General features: G+C 65.5%; 13 protein-coding genes. 2 read left to right on the top strand and 11 right to left on the bottom strand.

Translation table 11 applies throughout. The features are described 5' to 3' along the window. Positions 1 to 33: 33 nt before the first annotated feature. The 11 genes from lpdA to XI05_RS35655 form a co-directional block, all read right to left on the bottom strand. Positions 34 to 1,434, bottom strand: coding sequence for a dihydrolipoyl dehydrogenase (gene lpdA / locus XI05_RS35705; RefSeq protein ID WP_271510478.1), 1,401 nt, complete (start codon positions 1,432 to 1,434; stop codon positions 34 to 36). A gap of 52 nt (positions 1,435 to 1,486) precedes the next feature. Then, positions 1,487 to 2,248 (bottom strand): SDR family oxidoreductase, encoded by a 762-nt coding sequence (locus XI05_RS35700; RefSeq protein ID WP_271510477.1) that lies wholly within the window; start codon positions 2,246 to 2,248, stop codon positions 1,487 to 1,489. Positions 2,249 to 2,302: 54 nt separating this feature from the next. Continuing rightward, positions 2,303 to 3,544 carry a 2-oxoglutarate dehydrogenase complex dihydrolipoyllysine-residue succinyltransferase gene (gene odhB, locus XI05_RS35695; protein WP_271510474.1) on the bottom strand — a complete coding sequence of 414 codons (1,242 nt, stop codon included), beginning with the start codon at positions 3,542 to 3,544 and terminating at the stop codon, positions 2,303 to 2,305. 182 nt (positions 3,545 to 3,726) lie between these two features. Further along, the gene (locus tag XI05_RS35690) at positions 3,727 to 6,684 is read right to left on the bottom strand and encodes a 2-oxoglutarate dehydrogenase E1 component (protein ID WP_271510472.1); all 2,958 of its coding nucleotides are present in this window, start codon (positions 6,682 to 6,684) and stop codon (positions 3,727 to 3,729) included. Positions 6,685 to 6,820: 136 nt separating this feature from the next. Further along, on the bottom strand, positions 6,821 to 7,705 hold the full coding sequence (gene sucD, locus XI05_RS35685) for a succinate--CoA ligase subunit alpha (protein WP_271510470.1): 885 nt from the start codon (positions 7,703 to 7,705) through the stop codon (positions 6,821 to 6,823). A gap of 36 nt (positions 7,706 to 7,741) precedes the next feature. Further along, complete coding sequence (locus XI05_RS35680) at positions 7,742 to 8,221, bottom strand: DUF1579 family protein (RefSeq protein WP_271510467.1); 480 nt, start codon at positions 8,219 to 8,221, stop codon at positions 7,742 to 7,744. A gap of 4 nt (positions 8,222 to 8,225) precedes the next feature. Then, positions 8,226 to 9,422, bottom strand: coding sequence for an ADP-forming succinate--CoA ligase subunit beta (sucC, locus tag XI05_RS35675; RefSeq protein WP_271510465.1), 1,197 nt, complete (start codon positions 9,420 to 9,422; stop codon positions 8,226 to 8,228). A gap of 201 nt (positions 9,423 to 9,623) precedes the next feature. Continuing rightward, positions 9,624 to 10,592 (bottom strand): malate dehydrogenase, encoded by a 969-nt coding sequence (gene mdh / locus XI05_RS35670; RefSeq protein ID WP_027572983.1) that lies wholly within the window; start codon positions 10,590 to 10,592, stop codon positions 9,624 to 9,626. Positions 10,593 to 10,837: 245 nt separating this feature from the next. Beyond that, positions 10,838 to 12,025 (bottom strand): cell division protein ZapE, encoded by a 1,188-nt coding sequence (zapE, locus tag XI05_RS35665; RefSeq protein ID WP_271510463.1) that lies wholly within the window; start codon positions 12,023 to 12,025, stop codon positions 10,838 to 10,840. A gap of 197 nt (positions 12,026 to 12,222) precedes the next feature. Further along, entirely contained in the window at positions 12,223 to 12,759 is a 537-nt protein-coding gene (thpR, locus tag XI05_RS35660) for an RNA 2',3'-cyclic phosphodiesterase (RefSeq protein WP_271510461.1), read from the bottom strand. 176 nt (positions 12,760 to 12,935) lie between these two features. Beyond that, complete coding sequence (locus XI05_RS35655; RefSeq protein WP_271510565.1) at positions 12,936 to 13,571, bottom strand: arylesterase; 636 nt, start codon at positions 13,569 to 13,571, stop codon at positions 12,936 to 12,938. Between the two features lie 55 nt (positions 13,572 to 13,626). Here XI05_RS35655 and XI05_RS35650 point away from each other — a divergent pair, with 55 nt between their 5' ends. Both XI05_RS35650 and XI05_RS35645 read left to right on the top strand, forming a co-directional pair. Further along, positions 13,627 to 14,346 (top strand): ABC transporter ATP-binding protein, encoded by a 720-nt coding sequence (locus tag XI05_RS35650; RefSeq protein ID WP_271510459.1) that lies wholly within the window; start codon positions 13,627 to 13,629, stop codon positions 14,344 to 14,346. Beyond that, on the top strand, positions 14,343 to 16,913 hold the full coding sequence (locus XI05_RS35645; RefSeq protein WP_271510456.1) for an ABC transporter permease: 2,571 nt from the start codon (positions 14,343 to 14,345) through the stop codon (positions 16,911 to 16,913). The genes XI05_RS35650 and XI05_RS35645 overlap by 4 nt, the downstream gene beginning before the upstream one ends. Positions 16,914 to 17,155 lie beyond the last annotated feature (242 nt).

The following is a 17,155-nucleotide window of genomic DNA, read 5'->3' as shown; positions in this document are numbered from 1 at the left end:
TGTTTCCCGCCCGATTTGGCGCTGGGCGCTTCGCTACATATGGATGGCGCGCTTGCCGACCGCAAGCGCGGCTTCCTTGACGGCCTCCGAGCGGGTCGGATGGGCATGGCAGGTGCGCGCGAGATCTTCCGCACTGCCGCCAAATTCCATGAGAACACACGCTTCATGGATCATTTCGCCGGCTTCGCGGCCGATAATGTGCACGCCGAGCACGCGATCGGTCTTCGCATCTGCGAGAATCTTCACAAAGCCGTCGGTGGTCTGGTTGACCTTGGAGCGGCCGTTGGCGGTGAACGGAAACTTCCCGACCGTATAAGCCACGCCCGCCTGCTTCAGTTCCTCCTCGGTCTTGCCGACGGAGGACACTTCCGGCGTGGTATACACGACGCCCGGGATCACGTCGTAATTCACGTGGCCGGCCTGGCCGGCGATGATCTCGGCGACCGCGACGCCTTCATCCTCCGCCTTGTGCGCGAGCATGGGGCCCGCGACGACGTCGCCGATGGCATAGACGCCCTTCAGGCTGGTGGCGAAATGCGGGTCGATCTGCACCCGGCCGCGCGCGTCCAGCGCGACGCCGGCTTCCTTGAGGCCGAGCCCGTCGGCGTAGGGCACGCGGCCGATGCAGACCAGCACGACGTCGGCTTCGATGGTCTCGGCGGCACCGCCGGAAGCCGGCTCGATTTTCGCGAGCAATGCCTTGCTGTTCACCTCGACGCCGGTCACCTTCGAGCCCAGCTTGAATGCAAATCCCTGCTTTTCAAGGATGCGCTGGAATTGCTTGGCGATCTCGCCGTCCATGCCGGGCAGGATGCGGTCGAGGAATTCGACCACCATGACTTCGGATCCGAGCCGGCGCCACACGGAGCCGAGTTCGAGTCCGATCACGCCGGCGCCAATGACCAGCAATCGGCCTGGCACCTTCTCCAGCGACAGCGCGCCGGTCGAGGACACGATGCGCTTCTCGTCGATCTCGATGCCCTTGAGGCGCGCGATGTCGGAGCCGGTGGCGATCACGATGTTCTTGGTCTCGACCACCTGCGACTTGCCGTCGGCGGAGACCTCGACCTTGCCGGTGCCCAGGATCTTGCCGGTGCCCTTGAGCACGTCGATCTTGTTCTTCTTCATCAGGAACTCGACGCCCTTGACGTTGCCGTCGATGCCCTGCTGCTTGAAGTTCATCATCGCGGGCAGATCGAGCTTCGGCGCGGAAACGCTCACGCCCATCTTGGCGAAGGAATGGCCGGCTTCCTCGAACATCTCGGAGGCGTGCAGCAGCGCCTTCGACGGCATGCAGCCGACATTGAGGCAGGTGCCGCCGAGGGTTGCGTTCTTTTCGACCACGGCGACTTTCATGCCGAGCTGGGCCGCGCGTACCGCGCAGACATAACCGCCCGGTCCGGTGCCGATGACGACGAGATCGTAGGTAGCCATGAGAGAAAGTCCCGTAAGGTTAGGCGTGGCGAGGATGTGTCAGCGTGGCGCCTCAGCGTCCGCCAGACACATCGAGAATGGCTGAGGTGACGTAGGAGGCCTCGTCCGAGATCAGCCAGACGATGGCATTGGCGATTTCATCGGCGGTGCCGACGCGCTTCATCGGCACCAGATGCGCCAGACGATGGGCGCGGTCGGGCTCGCCGCCGGCAGCGTGGATCTCGGTGTCGATCAGGCCGGGACGGATCGCGGCGACGCGAATGCCTTCGTTCGCGACCTCATAGCCGAGGCCGACGGTGAAGGAATCGACCGCGCCCTTGGACGCGGCGTAGTCGACATAGGTGTTGGGTGCGCCGAGACGGGCCGCGACCGAGGACAGGTTGACGATGACGCCGCCCTTGCCGCCGTGCTTGGTCGACATCCGCTTCACCGCCTCGCGCGCGCAGAGAATGGAGCCGGTGACGTTGACCGCCATGACGCGCTGGATGCGCTCGGCCGACATCTCGTCGACGCGCACGCCGCTCTTGCCGACGATGCCGCCATTGTTGACGAGAGCGCCGAGGGTGCCGAACTTGTCGGCCTCCTTGAACAAATTGAGGATGTCGCTTTCCTCGGCGACATCGCACTTCACAGCGATGGCCTTGCCATTGCTGGCCGCGATCTGCGCGACGACCTCGTCGGCGGCATTCTTGTTGCTGGCATAGCCGACCACAATGCGGAAGCCGCGCGCGGCCGCCGCGATCGCGGTCGCCCGCCCGATGCCGCGGCTGCCGCCGGTGATGACAACGACTTTATCCGTCACGCGCGCCTCCATGGTTCGACACGCGCCCTCGCATCAGTCGCGACGGCGCTCGCAACGCATCAGCGATCAGAGATCGAGCACCAGGCGCGCCGGATCTTCCAGGCTCTCCTTGACGCGAACCAGGAAGGTGACGGCTTCCTTGCCGTCGATCACGCGGTGATCGTAGGACAGCGCCAGATACATCATCGGGCGCACCTCGATCTTGCCGCCGACGACCATCGGCCGTTCCTGGATCTTGTGCATGCCCAAAATGCCCGACTGCGGCGCGTTCAGGATCGGGGTCGACATCAGCGAGCCGTAGATGCCGCCGTTGGTGATGGTGAAGGTGCCGCCCTGCATCTCGTCGATCTTAAGCTGGCCGTCACGGGCGCGGCGGCCGAAATCGGCGATGCTCTTCTCGATGTCGGAGATCGACTTGTGGTCGCAGTCGCGCACCACTGGCACGACCAGGCCCTTGTCGGTGCCGACGGCCACGCCGATGTGATAGTAGTTCTTGTAGATCAGGTCGCTGCCGTCGATCTCGGCGTTGACGGCCGGGATGTCCTTCAGCGCCTGCACGACGGCCTTGGTGAAGAAGCCCATGAAGCCGAGCTTGGCGCCATGCTTCTTCTCGAACGCGTCCTTGTAGTGCGCACGCAGCGCCATGACGTTGGTCATGTCGACCTCGTTGAAGGTCGTGAGCATGGCCGCGGTGTTCTGCACGTCCTTGAGACGGCGCGCGATGGTCTGGCGCAGCCGGGTCATCTTGACGCGCTCTTCGCGGGCGGCGTCATCGGCCGGCGAGGGCGCGCGGACCTGCACGGCAGCGGCGGGCTGGTTGACCGGGGTCGGCGCCGAGGCGGCACGCTCGATCGCGGCGAGCATGTCGCCCTTGGTGACGCGGCCGTCCTTGCCGGAGCCGGGAACGGTCGAGGCGTCGATGCCGGTCTCGGCCGAGAGCTTGCGCACGGACGGAGCGAGCGGCGCGTCGGCCGGCGGTGCCTTCGCGGTAGCGGGCGCCGGCGCGGGAGCAGAAGCGGCAGCAGCAGGAGCAGCCGCCTTGGCGGGAGCAGCGGCGGGCTTGGCAGCGCCGGCACCGTCGGTGATCTGACCGAGCAGCGCGCCCACGGCAACGGTCGCACCATCGGCAGCGATGATCTCGCTCAGCGTGCCGGCGGAGGGCGCGGGGACTTCGATGGTGACCTTGTCGGTCTCGAGCTCCACCAAGGGCTCGTCGACGGCGACGGGGTCGCCGGCCTTCTTGAACCAGCGGCCGATGGTGGCCTCGGTGACGGATTCGCCGAGCGTCGGCACACGAATTTCAGTCATGGTCTCTTCCTTAAGGGATCGCCGGTAGCGGTCATGAATTTCATACGTCATTGCCCGCGAAGGCGGGCAATCCAGTACGCCGTGACCTTCGTGATCAAAACGAAAGCCGCGGAATACTGGATGCCCCGCCCCCGTGCGCGATTGCGCACTAGGCGGGGCATGACCTAGTCCTAAAAACCTTCTCAGCTCAGTGCTTCGTCCAGGAACGCCTTCAGCTGAGCCTGATGCTTGGACATCAGACCCGTGGCGGTCGCGGCGGAAGCGGCGCGGCCGACATAGCGCGGACGCCGGCTCACGCCGTTCACCTGGTTCAGCACCCATTCCAGATAGGGCTCGATGAAGTGCCAGGCACCCATGTTGCGGGGCTCTTCCTGGCACCACACCATCTCGGCCTTCTTGAAGCGCGACAGCTCGGCCACCAGCGCCTTCAGCGGCACCGGATAGAGCTGCTCGACGCGCATCAGGTAGATGTCGTCGATGCCGCGCTTCTCGCGCTCCTCGTAGAGGTCGTAATAGACCTTGCCGGAGCACAGCACGATGCGGCGGATCTTCTCGTCGGGCACGAGCTTGATCGCCTCGTTCGGCAGCATCTGGGCGTCATCATAGAGGATGCGGTGGAAGGTCGTGCCCTTCGCCAGCTCTTCGAGACGCGACACCGCCCGCTTGTGACGCAGCAGCGACTTCGGCGTCATCATGATCAGCGGCTTGCGGATCTCGCGATGCAGCTGCCGGCGCAGCGCGTGGAAGTAGTTCGCCGGCGTGGTCGGGTAGACCACCTGCATGTTGTCTTCCGCGCACATCTGCAAGTACCGCTCGAGGCGCGCCGAGGAGTGCTCCGGACCCTGGCCCTCATAGCCGTGCGGCAAGAGGCAGACGAGGCCGGACATGCGCAGCCATTTGCGCTCGCCCGAGGAGATGAACTGGTCGAACACGACCTGCGCGCCGTTGGCGAAGTCGCCGAACTGGGCTTCCCACAGCGTCAGCGTGTTCGGCTCGGCGAGCGAATAGCCGTATTCGAAGCCGAGCACGGCTTCTTCCGACAGCAGCGAATTGATGACCTCGTAATGGCCCTGCTCGTGACCGAGATGGTTGAACGGCGTGTAGCGGCTTTCGTCTTCCTGGTCGATCAGGACCGAGTGGCGCTGCGAGAAGGTGCCGCGCTCCGAATCCTGTCCGGACAGGCGGACGTGATGGTTCTCGTTGAGCAGCGAGCAGAACGCCAGCGCCTCGCCGGTCGCCCAGTCGATGCCGACGCCGGTGTCGATGGCCTTCGAGCGGTTGTCGAGGAAACGCTGGATGGTGCGGTGAACGCGGAAGCCGTCCGGGACCTTGGTGATCTTGCGGCCGATATCCTTCAGCGTGGCGATGTCGACGCCGGTGACGCCGCGCCGCGCATCCTCTTCCTGGTCGGCGATCTTGAAGCCGGACCACTTGCCGTCGAGCCAGTCGGCCTTGTTCGGCTTGTAGGAGGTGCCGGCCTCGAACTCGGCGTCGAGCCGGACGCGCCAGTCCGCCTTCAGCTTGTCGACCTCGCCCTCGGTGACGACGCCTTCTGCGATCAGGCGCTTGGAGTAGAGCGTGAGCGTCGAGGGATGGGCCGCGATCCGCTTGTACATCACCGGCTGGGTGAAGGCCGGCTCATCGCCCTCATTGTGGCCGTAGCGGCGGTAGCACCACATGTCGATGACGACGGGCTTGTGGAACTTCTGCCGGAATTCGGTCGCGACCTTGGCCGCGAACACGACGGCTTCCGGATCGTCGCCGTTCACGTGGAAGATCGGCGCGTCGATCATCTTCGCCACATCCGACGGATAGGGCGAGGAGCGCGAGTAGCGCGGATAGGTGGTGAAGCCGATCTGGTTGTTGACGATGAAGTGCACGGAGCCGCCGGTGCGATAGCCCTTCAGGTCGGACAGGCCGAAGCACTCCGCGACCACGCCCTGGCCGGCGAACGCTGCGTCGCCGTGCATCAGAAGCGGCATCACGGAGATGCGCATGTCCGGGGGATCACCGTGCTGGTCCTGCTTGGCGCGGACCTTGCCGAGCACCACGGGATCGACGATCTCGAGATGCGAGGGGTTGGCGGTCAGCGACAGATGGATGCGGTTGCCGTCGAACTCGCGGTCCGAGGAGGCGCCGAGGTGGTACTTGACGTCGCCCGAGCCTTCGACCGCGTCGGGATTGGCCGAGCCGCCCTTGAACTCGTGGAACAGTGCGCGATGGGCCTTGCCCAACACCTGCGTCAGCACGTTGAGGCGGCCGCGATGCGGCATGCCGAGCACGATTTCCTTCACGCCGAGATTGCCGCCGCGCTTGATGATCTGCTCGAGCGCGGGGATCAGGGCCTCGCCGCCGTCGAGGCCGAAGCGCTTGGTGCCGGTGAACTTGGTATCGCAGAACTTTTCGAAGCCTTCGGCTTCGATCAGCTTCTGCAGGATGGCCCTGCGGCCTTCGCGCGTGAACGAGATCTCCTTGTCGGGTCCCTCGATGCGCTCCTGGATCCAGGCCTTCTGCGCGGCGTTGCTTATATGCATGAACTCGACGCCGAGCGTTTGGCAGTAGGTGCGCTCGCAGATCGCGGTGATCTCGCGCAACGTGCCGTATTCGAGACCGAGCACGTGATCGAGGAAGATCTTGCGGTCGAAATCGGCCTCGGTGAAGCCGTAGGTGCGCGGATCGAGCTCTTCGCGGTTGCGCTGGGCTTCGATGCCGAGCGGATCGAGCTTGGCGTGGAAGTGGCCGCGCATGCGGTAGGAGCGGATCAGCATCAGGGCGCGGACGGAGTCGCGCGTGGCCTGAAGCACGTCGGCGGAGGAGATGTCGGCGCCCCTGGTCTGCGCCTTGGCGGCGATCTTGGTACCGACCGCCTTCTCGACTTCGGCCCAGTTGCCGTCGAGGGCGGAGGTCAGGTCATCCTTCGGAGTCAGCGGCCAGTTGTCGCGCTCCCAGGACGGGCCTTCCGCGTTCTTGCTGATGTCAGCGGGCGCGTCGTTCAGGCTCTTGAAGAACTCCTGCCACTCGGCGTCGACCGAGGACGGGTCCTTCTGGTAGCGGGCGTAGATTTCGTCGATGTAGGTGGCGTTGGTGCCCTGCAAAAAGGATGACAGGGCAAAGGCTGCGTTCGCGTCCTGGCGAGACATACTTGAGTTCCTGGCGATTTCGGTTCGCGCATAACAAACGGCGCTGGCGCCGAGCTCCCCGACAGGGCTCGACGCGACAGGCACCCTTTACCCTATTTGCTGCGAAACTTCGCCCGGAAAAGCACGAAGAAGTGAATTAGCCTTTCAACTTTTCGGCAAGCGTATGGCCAAGGCGGGCGGGGGACGGAGACACTGTAATCCCTGCGGATTTCATCGCCTCAGTCTTGGAACCGGCATCGCCCTTGCCGCCCGAGATGATGGCGCCGGCATGACCCATGCGGCGGCCGGGAGGGGCGGTGACACCGGCGATGAAGCCGACCATCGGCTTCTTGCGGCCGCGCTTGGCCTCATCCTTGAGGAACTGGGCGGCGTCCTCCTCGGCGGAACCGCCGATCTCGCCGATCATGATGATCGATTCAGTCTTGGGGTCGGCGAGCAGCATCTCCAGGACGTCGATGAATTCGGTGCCCTTGACCGGGTCGCCGCCGATGCCGACCGCGGTGGTCTGGCCGAGACCTTCCTGGGAGGTCTGGAACACGGCTTCATAGGTCAGCGTGCCCGAGCGGGAGACGATGCCGACCGAGCCGGTCTTGAAGATGTTCGCGGGCATGATGCCGATCTTGCACTCGCCGGCGGTCATGACCCCCGGGCAGTTCGGCCCGATCAGGCGCGACTTGGAGCCGAGCAGCGAGCGCTTGACGCGCACCATGTCCACGACCGGAATGCCCTCGGTGATGCAGACGATCAGCGGGACCTCGGCGTCGATCGCTTCGCAGATCGCGTCCGCCGCGCCCGGCGGCGGCACGTAGATCACCGATGCATCGGCGCCGGTCTTCTCACGCGCCTCGCGCACGGTGTCGAACACCGGCAGGCCAAGATGCGTCGCGCCGCCTTTGCCCGGCGAGGTGCCGCCGACCATCTTGGTGCCGTAGGCGATCGCGGCCTCGGAATGGAACGTGCCGTTCTTGCCGGTGAAGCCCTGGCAGATGACCTTGGTGTTCTTGTCGATCAGGATGGACATGAGGTCTGCTTTCGCGAAACTAACAGAGTGAGAGGGTCAGTGGATGCGGCGGTAGACGCCGGTGAGGACGTCGGCCCAGCCTTCCGCGTCCGGCGAGAACTGGATCTTCAACGAGTAGGAATCCTCGTTGATGATCTCGTAGACGTGGCGCGCATTGCCGCGGAGCGAGCCGCGCACCAGCGTCAGGGTCTGGCCGACCCACCCGCCTGAGGCGGGCGAAGGCGGCGTGTAGCCGAGCGAGTCGTACCAGAACAATTTGTAGGTCCGGTCGTCGCGGTCGAAGGTGAAGATGCCGTGGGTGGCGAAGACCTGCTTGCCGTCGCGCATCTGCACCGCGTCCTGGATCAGATAAAATCCATTCAGGTCCATGCGCGCGACGACGTGCGAGGTAGCCGGCCCGCCCGCCGTCCAGCGCGACGGGAAGACCACCTCCTCACCATCCCATTCGCCGGCGAACGCGGCGAGGCGCGCATGCTCGGGGAGCGGAGATGATGCGGCGAGATGGTCCTGGGCCATGGCGTTAGCCTCCCTTGACGGCCTTCACGATCTTCTGCGCGGCGTCGTCGAGATTGTCGGCGGGCACCACGTTCAGTCCGGATTCACGGATGATCTTCTTGCCGAGCTCGACATTGGTGCCTTCGAGGCGGACCACCAGCGGCACGCTGAGGCCGACTTCACGAACCGCAGCGGTGACGCCCTCGGCGATCACGTCGCACTTCATGATGCCGCCGAAGATGTTGACCAGGATGCCCTTCACGTTGGGATCGGCGGTGATGATCTTGAAGGCGGCCGCGACCTTCTCCTTGCTGGCGCTGCCGCCGACGTCGAGGAAGTTCGCCGGCGCCATGCCGTAGAGCTTGATGATGTCCATCGTCGCCATGGCAAGGCCCGCGCCGTTGACCATGCAGCCGATGTTGCCGTCGAGCGTGACGTAGTTGAGGTCGTACTTGGACGCTTCGATTTCCTTGGCGTCTTCCTCGGTCTCGTCGCGCAGCGCGAGCACCTCGGGGTGACGGAACAGCGCGTTGTCGTCGAACGACACCTTGGCGTCGAGCACGCGGAGCTGGCCCTGCTTGGTCACGACCAGCGGGTTGATCTCCAGCATCGACATGTCCTTGGCGACGAAGGCGGCGTAGAGCTGCGCGGTGAGCTTCTCGGCCTGCTTGGCGAGATCGCCGGAGAGCTTCAGCGCCTTGGCGACCGTGCGGCCGTGGTGACCCATGATGCCGGTGGCGGGGTCGACCGAGAAGGTGACGATCTTCTCAGGGCTATTGTGCGCGACGTCCTCGATGTTGACGCCGCCTTCGGTCGAGACGACGAAGGAGACGCGCGAGGTCTCGCGGTCGACCAGGATCGAGAGGTAGAACTCCTTGTCGATGTCCGAGCCGTCCTCGATGTAGAGGCGGTTGACCTGCTTGCCGGCGGGGCCGGTCTGCACGGTCACCAGCGTTGCGCCCAGCATCTGCTTGGCGAACTCGGAGACTTCAGCGGCCGACTTGGCGATGCGGACGCCGCCCTTGTCGCCGGCCGAGGCCTCCTTGAACTTGCCCTTGCCGCGGCCGCCGGCATGGATCTGGCTCTTCACCACCCAGACCGGGCCGGGCAGCGCCTTGGCCGCAGCGTCGGCGTCGCTCGCTTTAAGGACCGGGACGCCCTTGGAGATCGGCACGCCGAACTCACCCAGCAGCGCTTTGGCCTGATATTCATGGATATTCATTTGGTCGCTCCCTGAACCCGCGGGCGGTGACCTCATGGGCCCACCTCAGTCTTGTGGCTGGCATACCATATACCACAGGAACTGCAACCCGGATTCTTTGACTTCGAGATCTCTGGACTAGGGAACCCGCCCCGGCAGTGGGTCCCGGAAGTGAAACCGCCGAAGACCGGTTTCGATCTTCGGCGGGGTGTCGTTTGCGCCTTAGCGGCCGAGAAGATCGGGTGCGATCTTCTTGCAGGCATCGACCAGGCCCTGCACGGCGCCGACCGACTTGTCGAAAGCCTCGCGGTCCTTGCCGGCGAGCTCGATCTCGACCACGCGCTCGACGCCCTTGGAGCCGATCACGACGGGCACGCCGACATACATGTCCTTCACGCTGTACTCGCCGTTGAGATAGGCGGCGCAGGGCAGCACGCGCTTCTTGTCCTTCAGATAGCTCTCGGCCATCGCGATCGCGGAGGCCGCCGGCGCGTAGAAGGCCGAGCCGGTCTTCAGCAAATTGACGATCTCGGCGCCGCCGTTGCGGGTGCGGTCGACGATCTCGTCGAGGCGCGCCTGCGAGGTCCAGCCCATCTTGACGAGGTCGGGCAGCGGGATGCCCGCGACGGTGGAGTACTTCACCAGCGGCACCATGGTGTCGCCGTGGCCGCCGAGCACGAAAGCGGTGACGTCTTCAACGGAGACGTTGAACTCGTCGGCGAGGAAGTAGCGGAAGCGCGCCGAATCCAGCACGCCGGCCATGCCGACGACCTTCTTGTGCGGCAGGCCGGAAGCCTTCTGCAGCGCCCAGACCATGGCGTCGAGCGGGTTGGTGATGCAGATGACGAAGGCATCGGGGGCGTACTTCTTGATGCCGGCGCCGACCTGCTCCATGACCTTGAGGTTGATGGAGAGGAGGTCGTCGCGGCTCATGCCGGGCTTGCGCGGCACGCCGGCGGTGACGATGCAGACCTTGGCGTTGTCGAGCGCCTCGTAGGAATTGGCGCCGGTGTAGTGGGCGTCGAAGCCGTCGACCGGCGAGGACTGCGCGATGTCGAGCGCCTTGCCCTGCGGCACGCCTTCGGCGATGTCGAACATCACGACGTCGCCCAGTTCTTTCAGGCCGATGAGGTGAGCCAGCGTTCCGCCGATCTGACCGGAGCCAATCAAAGCAATCTTGTCGCGCGCCATGTGAACCTGTCCTTTAGACACGTAAGGAGGGGAAAACTGAGACGGGTGGTTATCCCTTTCGCCTCCCCCGTTCAAGTCGCCCAATGCCCAATTGTCGGGCTTGGCGCGGTCTCAGGCACGCAGCCCTGTCATTCCGGGGCGCGACGAAAGTCGCGAGCCCGGAATCCATCGGGCGGCGGAGCGCGCTGAGAAATGGATTCCGGGCTCGCGCTCCGCGCGCCCCGGAATGACGGCGGGGATAGGACTTAAGTCTCCACCAGGCCCTTGGTCGAGCCGCTGGCGGTGGAATCCTTGCGGCCGTGAGGCAGCGCCAGATAGGATTCCGAGCTCATTTCGATCAGGCGCGAGGCGGTCCGCTTGAACTCCATGGCCTCAACACCCTCGGTAGCGAGGTAAAGCGAGATCGGGTTGGCGTCGGCCGAGGCCATCAGCTTCACGGCGTTGTCATAGAGCGTATCGATCAGCGTGATGAAGCGCTTGGCGGCGTTGCGCTGGGAGGAGTCCATCACTGGAATATGGTCGACCAGGATGGTGTGATAGTCGTGCGCCAGCCTGAGGTAGTCGGATGCGCCGAGCGGCTGCTCGCAGAGATCGGCGAAGGCAAAGCGCGCCACGCCATGGGCCGAGCACGGCACGTGCAGGATGCGCCCCTTGATCGAAATGTCGCGCGGCTTGCATTTGGCATTGCCGGTCATCTTCACCCAGGCGCGGTCGAGCGCGGCGTCGGCATCGCCGTCGGCCGGCGTCAGCCACATCCGCACGCCCTGAAGTTTTTCGAGCCGGAAGTCGGTGCGCGCATCGAGCCGCGCGACGTCCATGTGGTCGGTGATCTGCTTGATGAAGGGCAGGAACAGCGAGCGGTTGAGGCCACCCTTGTAGAGATCGTCGGGCGCGACGTTGGAGGTCGCGACCACGACTGTGCCGAGCTCGAACAGTTTCGCGAACAGGCGGCCGAGGATCATCGCGTCCGCGATGTCGGTGACGTGGAATTCGTCGAAGCAGAGCAGCCAGCTCTCCTCGAAGATCGCATTGGCGGTCAACGCGATCACGTCGCCATCGGCGATCTCGCCGCGCGCGATGCTCTGGCGGTAGTCGTAGATGCGCTCGTGCACGTCCGCCATGAACTCGTGGAAATGCGCGCGGCGCTTGTGCTCGACCGATGAGTGCTGGAAGAACAGGTCCATCAGCATGGTCTTGCCGCGGCCGACCTCGCCATGGATGTAGAGCCCGCGCGGCGCCTCATCCTTGTCACCAGAGCTGAACAGGCGGCTGAGCAGGCCTTGCTTGCGGGCGGGCTTGTAGGTCGAAAGCCGCAGGTCCAGCGCCGCATAGGCCTCGGCGACCTCGGCCTGCGCGGCATCGGGCTCGATCGCGCCGGACGCGATCTCGGCCTGGTAGGCCTCGCGGAATGAGGGATTTTGGGTGGAGAGCATGGCCCTTTACGGCCAGAGACCGGCGGAAATTGCAAGCCGTGAAATGAGGTCAGAGCTATGCGGTTTCGTGTCCCGGACGCGCTGCAGCGTGCAACGCTGCTGCGCAGAGCCGGGACCCACTGTCTCGTTCATCACCAAATTTACGTTCATCGCCGAGCACTAGGCCCCGGCTCTGCGGCCGGGGTACGAGAGCGGAGCTACTCACACAGTTCGTAGGCGTCCTCGACCACATACGGGCCACCGCCCGTCGATGCGCGCGAGGAGAACAGCACGAAGCGCTCCGCCGTGAACGCCTTGCTCGGGAAGTAGCCGCGGATCGAGAGATAGTCGGCGACGTCGCGGTCGGAGGCGTCGTGCAGCCGCGCGAGCGTGACGTGCGGGATGAACTTGCGTCCCTCGGGGTCGAGGCCGATGCGCTGCATCATGCGCTCGAGCTCGGCCTGCAATTCCATCAGCGGCTTGCTCGGCGCGATGGTGGCGACCACTGCGCGCGGCTTGCGGCCGCCGAAGCTGGTGAGGCCCTGCACCTTCACCTCGAACGGCTTGCGGTCGACGCGAAACAGCATCGAGGCGATCTCGTTGGCGGAAACGCCGTCGATGTCGCCGATGAAGCGCAGGGTGACGTGATAATTTTCGGGATCGATCCAGCGGGCGCCGGGGAGGCCGCCCCTCAAGTTGGAAAGCGACTGGCCGATCTCGGCCGGAATTTCCAGACCCGTGAACAAACGCGGCATCGTTTCGCACTCCCGATGCTTGGGTACAGTCCTCGAAGCGCGAGAACCATATCCAAATTAGAGCCGGCGACGAATCACCGGTACCCTGATTCCTATCGCAGTTGTGTGACTCTGCGAAGCATGCCGCAGCTCACCCCGGTAAAACCCCGGGAATTAGGGTTAGCGTTGCCTGGTTTTCAACGCCGTTGCTCAGCGATCGTGCCAATGAATGCCTCCACCGTGGGCATGATCCTGCCGACGATGATGTCGACGCCTTCGGCGGTCGGATGAATGCCGTCGGCCTGGTTGAGCTTGGCGTCGGCCGCGACGCCCTCGAGGAAGAACGGATAGAGCGGCACGTCGAATGTCTTCGCCAGATCCGGATAAATCGAATTGAAGCGCGCGGCGTATTCGGCGCCGTAATTCGGCGGCGCCAGCATGCCGCAGAGCATGACTGGAATCTTTCGCGCCTTGAGCCGCTGGACGATGTCGGTCAGCGCCGCGCGCGCCACGTCGGGATCGATGCCGCGCAGCGCGTCATTGGCGCCGAGCTCGACGATGACGCCGTCAGTTCCATCGGGCACCGACCAGTCGAGCCGGTCGCGGCCGCCCGAGGTGGTGTCGCCGGACACCCCGGCATTGGTCATGTCGACCTCTATGCCTTTGGCTTGTAAGGCTTTTTGAAGCTTTTGGGGGAACGCCTCCTGGGCCGGAAGGCCGAAGCCGGCGCTCAGGGAATCGCCGAGGACGACAAGCTTGACCGGTTTGGTCGCGCCCGCCCAAGCCGGGTTCGCCATCGTCATCAAGGCGAGCATCAACACGGCTATGTGCATGAACAATCCGTAACGCCTCTCGACCCCGCGTGCGGAGTTGCCATATGACCGGACCATGGACACTCGCATCGACCCCTCTTCGCTCGCCGCCACCGCGGACACCATCGCCATCTCCAACGTCAATCTGTCATTGGGCGCGGGCGCGGCACGCGTTCACATCCTCAAGGATATCAGCCTGCGCGTCGCCTCGGGCGAGACGATCGGCCTGATCGGCCCGTCAGGCTCGGGCAAATCCACGCTGCTGATGGTGATGGCGGGGCTGGAGCGTCCTGATAGCGGAGAGGTGGTGGTGAATGGCACGCCTTTCAATGCCCTCGACGAGGACGCGCTGGCGCGCTTCCGCGGCCGCCAGGTCGGCATCGTCTTCCAGTCCTTCCACCTGATCCCGACCATGACCGCGCTGGAGAACGTCGCGGTGCCGCTCGAGCTCGCCGGCAATCCCGATGCCGCCAAGCGTGCGGCAGAGGAGCTGCAATCGGTCGGGCTCGGCGACCGCCTGCATCATTATCCGACGCAGCTCTCCGGCGGCGAGCAGCAGCGCGTCGCGCTCGCCCGCGCGCTCGCACCCGATCCCGCGATCCTCGTCGCGGACGAGCCGACCGGCAATCTCGACGAAGCGACCGGAAAGCAGATCGTCGATCTGCTGTTCACCAAGCATGCCGAGCGCGGCATGACCTTGGTGCTGGTGACGCACGATTCCTCGCTCGCACAACGCTGCGACCGCGTCATCCGCCTGCGCTCGGGCCGCATCGACACGCAGTCTGCGCCGGCATGAGCGCCGTGGCCGAACCGTTCGCGAAGCCGAACGCCGTCGCGCTGTCGCTGCGCTACGCCTTGCGCGAATTGCGCGGTGGCCTGCGCGGCTTCTACGTCTTCATCGCCTGCATCGCGCTCGGCGTGATGGCGATCGCCGGCGTCGGCTCGGTCTCCGCCAGCCTGAGCGATGGTCTCGCGCGCGAGGGCCGCACGCTGCTCGGCGGCGACGTCTCCTTCGTCCTGTTCCAGCGCGAGGCCAAGCCCGAGGAGGTCGCGTTCCTGCGCTCGCGCGGCACGCTGTCGACCGCTGCGACCTTGCGCGGCATGGCGCGTTCGGCTGACGGCAAGCTGGCGCTGGTGGAGATGAAGGCGGTCGATAGCGCCTATCCGATGCTGGGGCAGCTGACGCTGGCGCCGCCCCTGCCGATGGCCGATCTGCTCGCCGAGCGCGACGGCGCGTTCGGCGCCGCCGCCGATCCGACGCTGCTGGCGCGGCTTTCTCTCAAGACCGGCGACCGCGTTACCATCGGCGCGGCGACCTTCCAGATCCGCTCGACGGTCGAGGCCGAGCCCGACAAGCTCGCGGGCGGCATCGGCTTCGGGCCGCGCTTTTTGATCAGCGAAGCGGGCCTTCGCGCCACCGGCCTGATCCAGCCCGGCAGCCTGGTGCGCTGGGTCTACCGGGTCAAGCTGCCAGAGGCTGCGAACAACGAGCGCGCCACCGAAGCCTTCATCGCGGATGCGCGCAGCGCCGCGCCGCAAGCGGGCTGGGAGATCCGCAGCCGGTCCAATGCCTCGCCGCAGCTCGAACGCAATATCAGCCGCTTCACGCAGTTCCTGACCCTGGTCGGCCTCGCCGCGCTGCTGGTCGGCGGCGTCGGGGTCGCCAATGCCGTCAAGAGCCACATCGACCGCAAGCTCGAGGTGATCGCCGCCTTCAAGGCCGTCGGCGCCACCGGCCGGGACGTGTTCGGCATCTATTTGGCGCAAGTGCTCCTGCTGGCGGCGATCGGATCCGTGATCGGCCTTGCGCTCGGCGCCGCGATGCCCTTTGCCATCGTTGGCCTGTTCGGCAAGCTGCTGCCGCTGCCGGTGGTGCCGGCCGTGCATGCCGACGAGCTCGCGCTGTCCTTCGTCTACGGCCTCCTCACCGCGCTTGCCTTCGGCCTGTGGCCGCTCGGGCGCGTGCACGACGTGCCGGTGGCCGCGCTGTTCCGCGACACCATCAGCTCCGAATGGCACCGGCCGCGTGCGGGCTACCTCGTGTTCATGGGGGTCGTGATCGCACTCCTCGTCGCGGTGGTGATCGGCCTGTCGTTCGATAAGCGCATCGCCGCGGTGTTCGTGGCCTCCTCCGTCGTCGTGTTCGCGTTGCTGCGCGGCATCGCCGCCCTGCTGATGGCGATCGCACGACGGCTGCCGCGGACGCGGCTGCCGATGCTGCGGCTTGCGATCGCCAACATCCACCGGCCGGGCGCGCTGACGCCCTCGGTCGTGCTGTCGCTGGGACTCGGGCTCGCCGTGCTCGTCACCATCACCCAGATCGACGGCAATCTGCGCCGGCAGTTCCTGGCCGCGCTCCCCGACCAGGCACCGTCGTTCTTCTTCATCGACATTCCGAGCGCGCAGGCCGAGCAGTTCGACGCCTATCTGCACCGGATCGCCCCCGGCGCCAGAATCGAGGACGTGCCGATGCTGCGCGGGCGCATCGTCGCCGCGCGTGGAGTGCGCGCCGAGGAGCTCAAGCCCACCACCGATTCCGAATGGGTGCTGCAGAGCGACCGCGGGCTGACCTACACCGCCGAGCTGCCCAAGGGCTCCAAGGTGGTCGAGGGCGAGTGGTGGCGCGCCGATTATTCCGGCCCGCCGCTGGTCTCGATGGAGAAGAAGATCGCCGACGGGCTCGGTCTCAAGCTCGGCGACGAGGTGGTGGTCAACGTGCTCGGCCGCGACATCCCGGCGAAGATCAGCAATTTGCGCACGATCGACTGGCAGGGGCTCGGCATCAATTTCGTCCTGGTGTTCTCGCCCAACGCCTTCAAGGGCGCGCCGCACACCCACATCGCGACGCTGACGGAAGCGGGCGGAAATGCGGCGGGCGACGGCATGATCATCAAGGAGGTCGCCGACGCCTATCCGATGGTGACGAGCGTGCGCGTGCGCGAGGTGATGCAGACGGTCGGCTCGGTCGTGACCAATTTGGCACTGGCGATCCGCGGCGCCAGCGCCGTGACCCTGATCTCGGCGATCCTGGTGCTGGGCGGGGCGCTCGCCGCCGGCCACCGCCACCGGGTCTATGATGCGGTGATCCTGAAGACCCTGGGCGCGACGCGGCTGCGGCTGCTCGGCGCCTATGCCCTCGAATACCTCCTGATCGGCCTTGCCACCGCGGTATTCGGGGTGATCGCTGGCAGCATCGCCGCGTGGATGATCGTCACGCGGCTGATGACGCTGAGCTTCGTCTGGCAGGCCGGCAGCGCCGCCGGCGTGGTCGCGGCCGCGCTGGTCGTCACCGTCGGGCTCGGGCTTGCCGGCACGCTGCTGGCATTGAACAAAAAGCCCGCGACGGTGTTGCGAAATTTGTGACAAATTGAAGCGGCGGATCGAGCCGGAATCGCCCGGTTTCCGCGATTCACCACGCTGCTCGTCAGCTCCACGTCAGGATTGCCGCCAAGGGCGACATTCGGCCGCGCGTGGAAGGTTGCAGCGAATGTGTTAGTTTCCCACATATCGAATGGGTTCGGGGCCCCGATTGTGAGCCAAAATTTAGTCGGCTGGCAGCGGTCTCCGAGATAGAATTTGACGAACCGGCGGCATGGCGACCCTCA

The sequence above is a fragment of the Bradyrhizobium sp. CCBAU 11357 genome, from assembly GCF_028128865.1.
Classification (GTDB): domain Bacteria; phylum Pseudomonadota; class Alphaproteobacteria; order Rhizobiales; family Xanthobacteraceae; genus Bradyrhizobium.
Note: the sequence above shows the minus strand (reverse complement) of the source record. Positions and strands in the feature narration are given on the sequence as shown.